Origin of the sequence: Aliarcobacter faecis (genome assembly GCF_013201705.1) — a bacterium.
Taxonomy (GTDB): domain Bacteria; phylum Campylobacterota; class Campylobacteria; order Campylobacterales; family Arcobacteraceae; genus Aliarcobacter; species Aliarcobacter faecis.
On the sequence record NZ_CP053837.1, the window covers coordinates 473145 to 487597 of the forward strand.

Below are 14453 nucleotides of genomic sequence, written 5' to 3' on the forward strand. Positions count from 1 at the left end.
AATTTACTCGTAAGATATTTATTCTTTATTAATTATTTAGGAATATTATTTCAAAAAATTATCACAAGGATATTCTCTTTGAAAGCAATTTCTACAAATAGATTAATTATCATATTTTCTATTATTTTTACTCTATTCTACAATTTTAAATTTTTTAAAGATATGTTTTTAGCTTATGGTTTTAATGGTTTAAATCTTTTATATTTTTTATCAACAGCAATTTTACTTGTAGCATTGATGAGTTTTATATTTTCATTTTTTAGTTCAAAATATATAATAAAACCACTTTTTATTCTACTTTTTGTAGTTTCGGCATTTACAGCTTATTTTATGGATACATATAGCATTGTAATTGATACAGAGATGATAAGAAATAGTTTACAAACAAATTTAAAAGAGTCTATGGATTTGTTTAGTTTTAAACTGATTTTATATGTAGTTTTTTTAGCAATTCTCCCAGTATATTTTATATATAAAGTAAGAATTGAGTATAAATCTTTGAAAGTTGAACTATTCTCAAGAGTAAAAATTATAGTTTTATCTTTAATCATAATTTTGGTGATAATTTTTAGTTTTTCAAAATTTTATACCTCTTTTGCAAGAGAACATAAACCTTTAAGATATAATGTAAACCCTATATATTGGATATATAGTATAGCAAATTATCTAAATAAAACTTTTGATACAGCTCCTACAGAACTTAAAGAAATTGGTCTTGATTCAAAAGTAGTTGAACCAATAGAAGAGCCAAAAGAGTTGATTGTTTTAGTTGTTGGTGAAACGGCAAGAGCTGATAGATTTTCACTAAATGGTTATTCTAAAGAGACAAATCCTCTTTTAAAAAAAGAAAATGTTATAAGCTTTCCAAATATGTACTCTTGTGGAACTTCGACTGCTCATTCTGTACCTTGTATGTTTTCTGTTTATGACAAAGATGACTATAGTTATAAAAAAGGTATTTCAACTCAAAATGTTTTAGATGTTTTAAAAAATACTCAAGATATTGCAATTTTATGGAGAGATAATAATTCTGATTCAAAAGGAGTAGCATTAAGAGTAGATTATGAAGATTTTAGAACTTCTGCTACAAATACAATATGCGAAGATGATGAGTGTAGAGATGAAGGAATGCTTGTAGGGCTTGAAGATTATGTAGAGAAAAATAAGGGAAAAGATATTTTAATAGTTCTTCATCAAATGGGAAGTCATGGACCAGCATATTATAAAAGATATCCAAAAGAGTTTGAAAAATTTACACCAGTTTGTCAAACAAATCAGTTAGAGAGTTGTACACAAGAGGAGATAAGTAATACTTATGATAATACGATTTTATATACAGATTATTTTTTATCAAAAGCTATAAATTTCTTAAAAAAATATGAAAATAGCCATGAAACAGCTTTGATGTATGTATCTGATCATGGTGAGAGTTTAGGTGAAAATGGAATTTATCTTCATGGAATGCCTTATGCTATAGCTCCAAAAGAGCAAAAAAATGTTGCTTCTTTACTTTGGATAGGAGATGGTGCTATGGAACATGAATATGATAAAGATAAAGTTAAACTTATTAAAGATAATGAGTTCTCTCAGGATAATCTATTCCATACTCTTTTAGGGCTTTTTGAAGTTGAAACTGAAGTTTATAAAAAGGATATGGATATTTTAAATGATGCAAGAAACGATTAATAGGCAAATTATTATTACAGGTTTCTTATTTATATTTGTGGTTCTAATTTTTGAGTTTACAAATTTTGATATAGATTTTCAAAAGTTTTTTTATAATTTTGAGAATAAAACTTGGTTTATATCAAAAGATGAAGTAATAGCAGATTTAATCTTTTATAGTGGGTTTAAGAAATTATTTATTGGTTTTTCAATTTTAGTTGTATTAATAACTATTTTCTCATTTTTCAAGAAAATTATTTTTTTTCAAGAGTATAAAAAAGGTTTACTAATTTTATCTTTATCACTCATTCTAGTTCCTTCTTTATCTGGATTAAAAAGTATTACAAATGTTCCTTGTCCTACTAATATTATAGAGTTTGGTGGCAATTCAATAGATGTAAAAATCCTTGAAAGTTATCCAAAAGATTATATTCAAGAGTCAAAACATAGATGTTGGCCTGCTGGTCATGCTACAATGGGATTTTCTCTAATGGCACTATATTTTCTATTTAAAACACAAAGAAATAGAAATATTGCTTTAGGTGTGGGAATAACTATTGGAATTTTAACTGGGGGCTATAAGATATTAATTGGAGATCATTTTTTAAGTCATACTTTAGTTACTATGTTAGCAGTTTGGTTAGTTATTTTATTGATTGTTAAATTAGTAAATAAAATAAAAAAGCTAGAAGATTAACTCTTCTAGTTATTTGTAAGATTTATTTTTATACATATCATCTAAAATATAAATCAAAGCCAAAGCTTCTTTTTGTAAATCCTCATTATTTGGAATTTCTACTAATTTTTTATCTTTATATTCAAAAGTTTTAGTGGGTAGATTTGGAACTAAAATAGTTATTATATCTCCTTTCCTATAAGCATAAATTTCATCAAATAACATCAAATTTATATCTTGCTTATTATCTTTAAATATAGAGTTCCCAAGTATTGGATAAGATAAATCAATTCCTATTAAATCTAAAGCTGTTGCTAAAACATCTGCTTGAGAACTTAATCTACTAAATATTTGAGGAGAAATACCATCACTTATGATAACAGCAGGTATTTGGAACATATCAATAGGAACTATTTGGTCTCCATAAACTCTTACATTGTGGTCAGCAACTATAACAAATACAGTATTTTTAAAATAATCCTCTTTGTGTGCTAGTTCAAAAAATTTTCCTATTGCAAAATCAGCATATTTTATAGCATTTTCAACACTATTTCTTGGAAAGTTTTTATCAAATTCTATCTTTCCATCAGGAAGTTCAAAAGGCATATGATTTGATGAACTAAACATTACACTTACAAAATTTTCTTTATTTTTAGAATATGTTTTAAACTGTTCATTTGCTTTGATTACCAAATCTTCATCACTTACACCCCAAGTACTTTTAAAAATAGGATTTATATAATCTTTTTCTTCAATTACTTCATCAAAACCATTTCCCAAGTACCAACTTTTCATATTATCAAATCTAGCTTCTCCACCATAAATAAAGCTTGATTTGTAACCATAAGGTTTTAGTAAATTAGCAATTGTAAAGTAGTCATGTTGAGACTTATTTCTCTTTAAAACTTCAACACTATGAATAGGCAAAGTTCCACTTGTAAGTGCAGCTAAGCCCCTAACACTTCTTGTACCATTTGAGTAAAGATTTGTAAAAGATATATAATTTTTTGCTAAATTATCCAAATTTGGAGTTAAATTTTGTTTCCCTATAAATCCTGTAAATTGAGCTCCTAAACTCTCTTGTATAAAAATTACAAGATTTTTTTGCTCTTTTTTCTCTAAATGAGTTTTTACCTCTCTATAAAAAGGTTTTGTTTCATTTTTATAAGTAATTCCCAAAGTTTTTGAAGCCACTTTGTAAGCCTCTTCAACACTCATTTTTCCATATTTTGAGATATCATTTTCACTTTTTATATTTGAATAATAGGCATAACCTAAAGAGTGAATAGAGTTTTTTGTAATTTCATTTATAACTCTATTTGTACTATATAAAGCATCAGAGATATTTACAGGTCTATGACCTAAAGATGAACGAATACCTAAAAATAGAACTAAAAGAATAGGTAAGAGTAGTATTACTCTTGAAAAATAACTTTGTTCAAAAACTTTTTCAAACTTTATAAAATTTGATTTTAGATATATTCTAGCTACAATAAATATCAAAATAAATGCACCGATAAATTCTAATTTATAATCTTTAAAGAGTAAAGAAGATACCTCTTTAGGATATGCTAAATACTCAATAAATAGATAATTCGGTCTTAAATCATATTGTGCAAAAAATGGAAAACTAGCACTTTCAATAAATAGTGCAATAACTAAGAAAACTAAAATATAAAAATTTAAAAAATTTGAGATATATTTTGAAAATATTTTTGGAGAAAGTGTTAAAAGAATAGTTGGAATAATAAGAATTATAGAGATAACTATTGTATCCATTCTTAAACCATAGATAAATGTTAATAAGGACTCTTCTAATGAAATATCACTTAACCTATTAAAATATATTAGATAAAAAAAAGTTCTTCCTATAAAAAAAAGAGCACCAAAAACTATATAAACTTTTAAAAGTTCCCGAAAAATTGCCATAAAACCTCTTTGAAAATAAAGTAAAGAAAAGCTAAATGATTTTACTCATTTAGCTTTATTTAAGATAGGAATCTTAGTATTAATATCCCTTTTTATTAGAGTTTGGTTATTTCATTGTCTATAATTTGACAAATAGTATGTTCAAAAAGTATGTGCATCTCTTGTATTCTTGGAGTATCATTTGATGGAACAACTAAGTTTATATCACAAAGTTCATTCATTTTTCCACCATCTCGCCCTGTTAATCCAATAGTTTTGCAACCCATTTCACGTGCCACTTTTAAGGCATTTATAACATTTGCAGAGTTTCCAGAAGTAGAGATTCCTATTACTAAATCACCTTTATTTGCTAAAGCTTCAACTTGTCTATCAAAAACTCTATCATATCCATAATCATTTCCAATAGCTGTTAATGCACTTGTATCAGTTGTAAGTGCAATACCTGGAAGTCCTCGTCTTTCAGTTTTATATCTTCCCGTTAATTCTGCTGCAAAATGTTGTGCATCAGCTGCACTTCCACCATTTCCACAAAGTAGTATTTTATTTCCAGCTCTTAGTGTTTCAACTGCAATTTTTGAAGCTTCTAAAAGAGGTTCTTGCATAGTCTCTATAACTTTTGATATTATTTCTTGGTGTGCTAAAAACTCTTTAATTATTGCATTTTTATTCGCACAAGGCGAAATTTCATTATTTTCCATCATTTTCTTTTATCCTTTTTATCGTATTTGTTGTACTTTTTCCATCTACAAATTGTACAAGTTTTAGCTCATTTGCTATATCTTGTCCAACTACCTCTTTCCCCTCATAATCTCCACCTTTTACCAAAGTATGTGGTTTGATTAGTTTGATTAATTCATAAGGAGTCTCTTCTTCAAAAATAACTACATAATCTACACTTTCAAGTGAAGCTAAAATATAAGCTCTGTCATCTTGATTGTTTATTGGTCTTGTTTCTCCTTTTAGCTTTTTTACACTACTATCTGCATTTAAACCTAAAATTAAGATATCTCCATAGCTTTTTGCTTTTTCAAGATATTTTACATGCCCAACATGAAGTATGTCAAAACAACCATTTGTAAAAACTATTTTTTTGCCTTGTTTATGAAATTTAGAAGCTAACTCTTCAATCTCTTGAAAAGTTTTTATATGGCTTGTTGAGTTTGATTTGTGTAAACTATACTCATATTCATAAATCTCATCAAGAGTTGCTGTTGCACTTCCTATTTTTCCTACAACAACACCAGCAGCTAAATTTGCAAAATTAATAGCTTTATCTATAGATAAATCATTTCCTAAAGCAAAAGCAATAGAAGCTATAACAGTATCTCCCGCACCTGTTACATCATAAACTTCTCTAGCAACAGTTGGTTTTATACTAAGAGTCTCTTCAAATATAGCAATTCCTTGTTCACTTAAAGTGATAAGTGAAACTTTTAAATCACATTTTTCTTTTAAACTTTTTAAGGCATTTATCAAAGAGTTTTCATCTTTTATATCTATATTTGTAGCTTCCATAGCCTCTTTTTTATTAGGGGTTAGAGTATAAGAACCTTTATATTTACTATAATCTTTTCCTTTTGGATCAACTAAAACTTTTACATCGTGTTCATTTGCTATTTTTATAATATCTTGTGTTAATTTAGTTGTTAGAACGCCTTTCCCATAGTCAGATAATATAATAGAGCTATATTTTTTGATACTATTTTTTAAAGTTTGTACTATTACTTTATGGCTATTTTCATCAATATCATCAATACTCTCCATATCATATCTTAAAACTTGTTGTTGAGAAGCAATAAGTCGGCTTTTCTTAGATGTTTTTCGCATCACTTCAACTACTAAATTTGAAGTTGAAATATTTATTTTTTCTAGTAGGGTTTTTAGTTCATTTGCTACATTATCAGCTCCAATTACACTTATAACATCAACCTTTGCTCCTAGAGTAACAAGGTTATTTATTACGTTTCCTGCTCCACCAAGAACTGAGCTCTCTTTTTTTACATTTACAATTTGAACTGGTGCTTCTGGTGAGATTCTATCGCAATTTCCCCATAAATAATGATCTATCATTAAATCACCAATTACTAAAATATTTGGTTTTTTATCCAATTTTTTCATTTAACTTCTTCTTTAAATAATCTTTTAATTTCTACAATATAGGCTTTTATCCCATCTTCTAAAGAGTATTTGGGTTTATAATCTAAAAATTTCTTTGTAGTTTCTATATTTGCTTCTGTAAAAAATTGATATGAACCAATAAATGGATTTGGAATATACTCTTTGCCATTATTGATTTCAAGCTCTTTTTGTAAAATATTTACAATATCTTCAAAGCTTCTAGCATTTCCAGTTCCAACATTGTAAACCCCAGATTTTTTAGGTTTACAAGCTTTAATATTTGCTTGGATAATATCTTCAATATAGATAAAATCTCTTAAGATTTTATCACTTCCTTCAAAAAGTTTTGGAGTAAGACCTTTTAATATTTGATGTCCAAATTGTACAACCATAGAAGCTGTTTTGTTTTTGAAAAACTCTTTTGGTCCATAAACATTAAAATATTTTAGCCCTACAATAGATATTGGTAAATCTTTTTTTAGATACTCATAAGTGATATTATCCATCATAACTTTTGAAAATCCATAAACATTATTTGGTTTTTCAAATCCAACCTCAAATCTATCACTATCTCCATAAGTTGCAGCTGATGAGGCATAAATCATATTTGCTTTATGTTTTATTGCAATTTTTAGTAAATCCTCATAGGCATTTACATTTGTTTTTATCATAATATCTTGTTCAAGTGCAGTTGTATCAGAGATTGCAGCTTGATGAAAAATATAGTCAAACTTATAATCTTTTTCTAAACTTTTTAAAAGATTTTTGTCATTTATATCCCCACTTATTACAATTCCGTGAAATCCAATTAAGTTTTTAAAGTGACCAAAGCTTTTTAAATTTCCATTTGAAAAAGTCTCACCATTTCTAAAACAATCTAAAACTACAACTTTTGCTTCAGGATAGTTTTTTTGGAAATAAAAAGCTAAATTTGAACCTATAAATCCAGCTCCACCAGTAATTAAAATTGTCTTTTTATTAAAATTTATATTATTATATTTCATATCTATCCTTTTATATATTTTAAACTATCAATTAAACTTTTTGCTACAAAAAAATCTTTATTTGAACTCTCTTTTTTATCTATCAAAATTTTATTTGCAATATTACCATTTTTTGCACACTCTATATCACTTATTTTATCCCCAATAAGCCAAGAGTTTTCTAAGTCTATTTTAAAATCGTTTAAAGATTGTAAAATCATTCCTTCTTTTGGTTTTCTGCAAGAGCAATTTTCCTCTGGGCTATGAGGACAAAAATAGACTTTTAAAATATTAATATCTTGTTTTTTAAACTCTTCTAGCATATAGTTTGTAAGAGTTTCAAACTCCTCTTTAGTATAATAATTTCTTCCAATCCCAGACTGATTTGTAATAATAATTATTTCATAGCCTAAATTTAAAAACTCTTTACACGCTTCAAAAACTCCAGATATAAACTTAAATTTGCTAATCTCATAAACATATCCAAAATCTTCATTTATAACTCCATCTCTATCAAGATAGATTACTCTTTTTTGCATTTTTAAAATCCTTTATTTATACATTTAAATAATATCATAAAGCTCTTTTAACTATAATAATGCTTTAAAAAATGAGAATAAAGAGTTTAAATGAGTCAAAAAACCATATATTTTAAAACAGAAAATAGTTTGATAAATAGTATAAAAACAAGAGCTGATATAAAAATATTGAAAAAAGGTTCTGCTATAGCTAAATTCTTTGGGAAAAAGAGCTATTCAGATATCTATTTTCATAGTGGTTCTTTAGATGAAGATTCTATAAATAGAATAAAAAATTCAAAAATTACTATTGTAAACTCTTTTTCATCTATGAATCTGATTTTAGAAAAAACAAAAGTAGATTATAAAAAAATAAAAGTTATCTATCCTAGTGTTAATGTTGAATATAAAGAACAAAAAGAGGTAAAACAAAAATATATTGAGAAACTTTCTATCCCTTTAAATACAAAATTACTTTTTTTTACAGCAAAAAATTTTAAAACAAGTGGAATAAAAGAGTTTTTAGATATTTGCTCAAATCTAACTTATAATGAGTTTAAAATTATTATTGCTGGTAGTAAACAGAATTTAAGCTCTTTAGATTTTATTTTAACAAAGTATAGAAAGCTAGAAGATAAGATTATAAAAGTAGATGAAGAGAAAGAGAATATAGATGACTTATATTTAATGAGTGATATTTTTTTACTTCCAACTTATAATAAAAACATAGCCTCAAGTGTTATAAAGGCTATGTTTTGTGAGTGTGTTGTATTTACAACTATGAATAATGATGCAAAAGAGATAATTGATATTTATGCAACAATGGAACATCCAAAAGATCCTAGTACTTCTTTTAAAATAGATGCAGTTTTATTTGATGAGAATGAACTAAAAAATATAAAAAAACAAAATAGTAGTATAGCTATACAGATGAGTTTAGATAGAAATATTGAAAAATTCGATGAGATTTTGTTAAATATTTAAATATACCTTAAGATTTTTTAGATACAATACCCGAATATTTTTCACTATAAAAAAAGGAAGACAAATGTCAAGAAAATGTGCAATTTCTGGAAAAGGACCAATGGTTGGAAACAACGTAAGTCATGCTAAAAATAGAACAAAAAGAAGATTTTTACCAAATATTAGAACTGTAAGAGTTACATTAGAAGATGGAACAACTACAAAGCTAAGAATTTCTGCAAAAGAGTTAAGAACTCTTAAAAAACACTCATAATTTAAGCACATAAAGTGCTTATATGAGCTTCTTAACGAGGTTTAAAAAAAATTTTGGCTGGGAATTTAGAGCCACTAGACCTCAATATGATTTAGACCCAATAATTTACTCAAAACTAAAACCTTTACGATTACCTTTAATTCTTATTCAGCTTTTAATGATGATAGGAACATTAGGCTATGTATATCTTGAAAACTATACTATTATGCAAGGAATTTTTCAAGCTGCTTATACTCTTACAAATACTGGTTTTGGAGCATTAAATGAATCAAATTTTAAAAATGAGACTATAATATTCACTGTTTTTTTAATGATTGCTGGTTTTTCAAGTCTTATTTTTGCGGTGGGAATTGTAATTGATGTTTTTACAAATGGTAATTTAAGAGAACTATTAAGGGAGAGAAGAATGCTTTTTAAAATAGCAAGGCTAAGAAAACACTTTGTTTTATGTTATCACAATGAATATACAGCTCAAGTTGCAAGACAGTTTAGAGAAAATCATATACCCTTTGTGGTTGTTGATCCAAGTGATAATATTGAACAAATAGCAAAAGAGAATGGTTATCCATATTTTGTAAAAGAAGAACCATATAAAGAGATTGCATTTTTAAAATCACATTTAAGTTCTGCAAAAGGTGCTATTTCACTATCTAAAAATATCTCAGATAATATTACTTTAATAGCATCTGTTAGGCTTTATGAAAAAGAGCTTGAAAGAACACCTTTTTTGATTATATCTAATGCAGAGACTTTAAATGAGAAAATAAGACTTAAAAAACTTGGAGCAGATAAAGTTGTTGCAACTCCATCTCTTATGGCAAAAAGAGTAAGTGCTATGGCTATAAGTCCTGATATGGAGAATATCTTAGATGAGTTTTTATATAAAAAAGATAGTCCAATAACTATGGAAGATTTATTGATAAAAGATAACTCTTGGATTGTAGGAAAATCTTTAGGAGAGTTAAATTTTCGAGATACTTTAAAAATATCGGTTATTGGAATTACTGAAGCTAGCGGAGTTTTTGTTCAACTACCAAATGGGGATAAAGTAATAAAAGAAAATTCAAAACTTTTAATAGTTGGTTCTCAAAGAGGTTTATCAAGAGCAAAAAGAGTTCTAAATTTAACAAATCAACCAAAGGATATATAATGTTTACAATTTTACCAATTAAAGGTTTTATAGATCAAATCGATGGATTCTTTTGTGATGGAATCCATGCTGGACTTAAACCAAATGGAAATAATGATTTAGGATTTATCTATACAAAAGATGCTTGTACTGTTGCTGCTATTTTTACTGAAAATAGATTTCAAGCAGCTCCTTTAAAACATTTTTTAGCATATGAAGAGGGATTTAAAACAAACTTTATTTTAATAAATTCAAAAAATGCAAATGCACTAACAGGTAGAAAAGGAATAGAAGATATAAATACTCTTTTTTCACAATTAAATTTTGATTTAGTAAATCCTATTATGAGTAGTACAGGAGTTATAGGGAATAGACTTCCTATAGAAAAACTTCTAAATGGTGCAAAAAGATTTGATTTAAGTGCTAAGAATGGAGAGAATTTATCAAAAGCTATTATGACAACAGATGCTTATCCTAAAACTTGTATGTATGAAGTAAAACTTGAAAATGGAACTTCATTTAAAATTGGAGCAGTTGCAAAAGGTGCTGGAATGATAAATCCAAATTTAGCAACTATGCTTTGTTTTATTTGTACAGATGCAAAAGTACCTTTTGAAGATATAAAAGAGGCATTAAATAAAAATAAAGAGACAACTTTTAATGCTATTTCTGTTGATGGAGATACTTCGACAAATGACACAGTTATGGTTTTAGCAAATGGAAAATCAAATACTTATGATAAAGATGCTTTTAGTGAGGCTTTAAGATTGGTTATGCATGATATGGCTATGTTAATGGTAGCTGATGGAGAAGGAGCTAAAAAAGTTGCAGCTTTTGAAGTAAGAAATGCAGCTACAAAAGAGGATGCTATGAAAGCTGCAAAAGCTTTATCAAACTCTCTTTTGGTTAAAACAGCACTTTTTGGAGAAGATCCAAATTTTGGAAGAATTGCTTCAACAATAGGTGCTTCTCAAGTTGCTTGTGATGATGAAAAATTAGTAATTTCTTATAATGATGTTGTTGTATTTAACAAGGGTGAAATATGTTTTGATGCACAAATTGAAGCAAAAGCAGCAGATGTTTTAAAAAAAGATAAATATAAAATAATTTGTGATTTAGGTTTAGGAGAAGAGAGTTTCACTGCCTATGGTTGTGATTTAGGTTATAAATATGTAGAGATAAATGCAGATTATAGAAGTTAATTTTAAGAACTTTTTATATATAATCTTATAAATTTAAATTTTAACCAAGGATAGATAATGCTTCACGAACATAGAGATGCAATAGCTGAATTAAGACAAAAAGATGTACATTTTGCTAGAGTTTTTGATAAACATAATGATTTAGATCATGAAATTACAAACTTAGAGAATGCTCATGCGGATCAATTTACAATTGAGACTAAGAAAAAAGAGAAATTAAAACTTAAAGATGAAATTTACTCTATGATAGTAAAATTTAAAGCTGAAAAATAATTTTTTAAAAGCTTTATTAAAAAGGGTTAGAAGTTTTCTTCTAACCCTTTTTTTATGATTGTATAATTTAAAATCTTATTACAACTATTACTAAGCCAAGTTTAGATAAAATCTTCCTAATTTTATTTAACAAAGGCCTTTTTTTATGGAAAACCTTTTCGAAAATCAAGACATTATAAATGTAAATATTGAAGATAGTGTAAAAGCTTCATATTTAGACTATTCAATGAGTGTTATTATAGGACGAGCATTACCTGATGCTAAAGATGGATTAAAACCCGTTCATAGAAGAATCTTGTATGCAATGCATGATTTAAATGTTACAAGTAAAGCTGCATATAAAAAATCAGCAAGAATTGTTGGAGATGTTATAGGAAAGTATCACCCTCATGGAGATACTTCTGTTTATGATGCTCTTGTAAGAATGGCACAAAGCTTCTCAATGAGAGCTCCATTGGTTGATGGGCAAGGAAACTTTGGTTCTGTTGATGGTGATAATGCTGCTGCTATGAGATATACAGAAGCTAGAATGACAAGAATTACGGAAGAAGTTTTAAGAGATTTAGACAAAGATACAGTAAATTTTGTACCAAATTATGATGATACTATGAAAGAACCAGCAGTTCTTCCTACAAGAGTTCCAACTTTACTTTTAAATGGAAGTGAAGGGATTGCTGTTGGTATGGCTACAAAAATTCCACCACATAATCTGGGGGAACTTTTAGATGCAATTTTATATTTAATTGATAATCCAGAAGCAGTTGCTGGTGATTTAATGGAGTTTGTTCAAGGTCCAGATTTTCCAACTGGTGGAACAATATTTGGAAGAAGAGGAATAATCGATGCTTATAATACGGGTCGAGGGCGAGTAAGAATTAGAGCAAAACACCATATCGAAACAAGAGCTAAAAAAGAGATTATTGTAATTGATGAATTACCTTATCAAGTGAATAAAGCTAGACTTATAGAACTTATTGCAAATTTAGCAAAAGATAAGCAAATAGAAGGAATTTCTGAAGTTAGAGATGAGTCTGATAGAGAAGGAATTAGAGTTGTAATTGAACTGAAAAAAGAGGCAATGGCTGAAATAGTTTTAAATAATCTTTATAAATCAACTCCAATGGAGACAACTTTTGGGATTATTTTACTTGCAGTTTATAATAAGGAACCAAAGGTATTTAATCTTCCAGAAATTTTAAATATTTTCTTATCACATAGAAAAACTGTGATTATTAGAAGAACAATCTTTGATTTGGAAAAAGCAAAAGCAAGAGCACATATTTTAGAAGGTCTAAAAATTGCTGTTGATAATATTGATGAAGTTGTAAGAATTATAAGAGCAAGTTCAAATGATGCAGATGCAAAAGAGAAACTTGAGACTAGATTTGATTTAAGTGCTATTCAATCTCAAGCAATTTTAGATATGAGATTAGGAAGATTAACAGGACTTCAAAGAGATAAATTAGAAGCTGAATATCAAGAACTTATGATTTTAATAGCTGAACTAGAATCTATTTTAAGAAGTGAAGAGAAATTAAATCAAATTATTAAAGATGAATTAATAGAGATAAAAGAGAAATTTTCGAATCCAAGAAGAACAGAAATTGAAGATTCTTATGATGAAATTGATGTTGAAGATTTAATTCCAAATGAGCCAATGGTTGTAACAATTACTCATAATGGATATGTAAAAAGAGTTCCAATTAAAGCTTATGAAAAACAAAAAAGAGGTGGAAAAGGAAAAGTTGCAGTAACAACTCATGATGATGATTTTATAGAGAGATTCTTTGTGAGTAATACTCATGATACATTAATGTTTGTTACAAATATGGGACAACTATATTGGTTAAAAGTTTATAAAATTCCTGAAGGTAGTAGAATTGCAAAAGGGAAAGCAGTTGTAAACTTGATTAATTTAAGACCTGATGAAAAAATTATGGAAATAATTCCAACACCTGATTTTGATGAGAGTAAATCTTTAGTATTTTTTACAAGAAATGGAGTTATAAAAAGAACATCATTAAATGAATTTAGTAATATAAGAAGTAATGGAGTAAGAGCTATCGTTTTAGATGATGCTGATGAAATTGTGACAGCAAAAATTGCTGATATAGAAACTCAGTATATCATGATATTTACAAGTCTTGGTCAATGTATTAGATTTGAACTTGAAAAAACAAGAGATCAAGGAAGAAGTACAAGAGGTGTAAGAGGTATTAAATTTAAAATTGATACAGACTTTGTTGTTGATGCTGATGTTATTAGTTCTGAAGAACAAGAAATATTAACAGTTTCTGAAAAAGGTATTGGAAAACGAACAACAGTTGAAGAGTATAGACTTACAAATAGGGCCGGTTCAGGTGTTATTGCTATGAAACTATCTACTAAAACTGGAAATATAGTAGGTGAAGTTTTAGTTGATGATACTCAAGATTTAATGCTTTTAACTTCTATTGGAAAGATGATTAGAGTTGATATGCAAACAATTAGAAAAGCTGGAAGAAATACAAGTGGAGTAATAATTGTAAATGTTGATAAAGATGATAAAGTTGTATCTATTGCAAAATGTCCAAAAGAAGATGAAGAGATAGAACTTGATGAGAATGGAAATGTAATTAGATACAATGAAGATGGTGAGATAATTGAAAATGAAGAGAAAGATTCAAACCTTTTAAGTTTAATACAAAATAATGAAAACATAGAAAATAGTGAGGATGAATAAA

At 27.4% G+C, this 14453-nt stretch carries 13 protein-coding genes; 8 read left to right on the plus strand and 5 right to left on the minus strand.

Features of this window, described 5'->3' with window-relative positions:
• The first annotated feature begins 78 nt into the window (after window positions 1-78).
• Both AFAEC_RS02390 and AFAEC_RS02395 read left to right on the plus strand, forming a co-directional pair.
• Window positions 79-1686, plus strand: coding sequence for a phosphoethanolamine transferase (locus AFAEC_RS02390; RefSeq protein WP_034216665.1), 1608 nt, complete (start codon window positions 79-81; stop codon window positions 1684-1686).
• Complete coding sequence (locus AFAEC_RS02395; RefSeq protein ID WP_225442392.1) at window positions 1670-2362, plus strand: phosphatase PAP2 family protein; 693 nt, start codon at window positions 1670-1672, stop codon at window positions 2360-2362. Before AFAEC_RS02390 ends, AFAEC_RS02395 begins: the two co-directional genes overlap by 17 nt.
• Before the next feature lie 9 nt (window positions 2363-2371).
• Here the strand turns inward: AFAEC_RS02395 and AFAEC_RS02400 are convergent, their stop codons facing one another.
• The 5 genes from AFAEC_RS02400 to gmhB form a co-directional block, all read right to left on the minus strand.
• On the minus strand, window positions 2372-4270 hold the full coding sequence (locus tag AFAEC_RS02400) for an LTA synthase family protein (protein WP_026806364.1): 1899 nt from the start codon (window positions 4268-4270) through the stop codon (window positions 2372-2374).
• 95 nt (window positions 4271-4365) lie between these two features.
• Window positions 4366-4968 (minus strand): D-sedoheptulose 7-phosphate isomerase, encoded by a 603-nt coding sequence (gmhA, locus tag AFAEC_RS02405; RefSeq protein ID WP_051489044.1) that lies wholly within the window; start codon window positions 4966-4968, stop codon window positions 4366-4368.
• Entirely contained in the window at window positions 4958-6388 is a 1431-nt protein-coding gene (gene rfaE1 / locus AFAEC_RS02410) for a D-glycero-beta-D-manno-heptose-7-phosphate kinase (protein WP_026806362.1), read from the minus strand. Before rfaE1 ends, gmhA begins: the two co-directional genes overlap by 11 nt.
• Window positions 6385-7392 (minus strand): ADP-glyceromanno-heptose 6-epimerase, encoded by a 1008-nt coding sequence (gene rfaD / locus AFAEC_RS02415; RefSeq protein WP_026806361.1) that lies wholly within the window; start codon window positions 7390-7392, stop codon window positions 6385-6387. The genes rfaE1 and rfaD overlap by 4 nt, the downstream gene beginning before the upstream one ends.
• A 2-nt stretch (window positions 7393-7394) precedes the next feature.
• Window positions 7395-7910 (minus strand): D-glycero-beta-D-manno-heptose 1,7-bisphosphate 7-phosphatase, encoded by a 516-nt coding sequence (gene gmhB / locus AFAEC_RS02420; protein ID WP_026806360.1) that lies wholly within the window; start codon window positions 7908-7910, stop codon window positions 7395-7397.
• A 90-nt stretch (window positions 7911-8000) separates the two neighbouring features.
• Between gmhB and AFAEC_RS02425 the strand changes: the two genes are divergently transcribed.
• The 6 genes from AFAEC_RS02425 (at window position 8001) to gyrA (ending at window position 14452) form a co-directional block, all read left to right on the plus strand.
• Window positions 8001-8873, plus strand: a complete 873-nt coding sequence (locus tag AFAEC_RS02425; protein WP_026806359.1) for a glycosyltransferase — start codon at window positions 8001-8003, stop codon at window positions 8871-8873.
• 64 nt (window positions 8874-8937) lie between these two features.
• A complete protein-coding gene (gene rpmB / locus AFAEC_RS02430) occupies window positions 8938-9126 on the plus strand; it encodes a 50S ribosomal protein L28 (RefSeq protein ID WP_026806358.1) in 189 nt (62 codons plus the stop codon).
• A 22-nt stretch (window positions 9127-9148) separates the two neighbouring features.
• Entirely contained in the window at window positions 9149-10276 is a 1128-nt protein-coding gene (locus tag AFAEC_RS02435) for a potassium channel family protein (RefSeq protein ID WP_026806357.1), read from the plus strand.
• A complete protein-coding gene (gene argJ, locus AFAEC_RS02440) occupies window positions 10276-11457 on the plus strand; it encodes a bifunctional glutamate N-acetyltransferase/amino-acid acetyltransferase ArgJ (protein ID WP_026806356.1) in 1182 nt (393 codons plus the stop codon). Before AFAEC_RS02435 ends, argJ begins: the two co-directional genes overlap by 1 nt.
• 57 nt (window positions 11458-11514) lie before the next feature.
• A complete protein-coding gene (locus tag AFAEC_RS02445) occupies window positions 11515-11730 on the plus strand; it encodes a YdcH family protein (RefSeq protein WP_026806355.1) in 216 nt (71 codons plus the stop codon).
• A 145-nt stretch (window positions 11731-11875) separates the two neighbouring features.
• Window positions 11876-14452 carry a DNA gyrase subunit A gene (gene gyrA / locus AFAEC_RS02450; protein ID WP_026806354.1) on the plus strand — a complete coding sequence of 859 codons (2577 nt, stop codon included), beginning with the start codon at window positions 11876-11878 and terminating at the stop codon, window positions 14450-14452.
• Window position 14453: the final 1 nt, after the last annotated feature.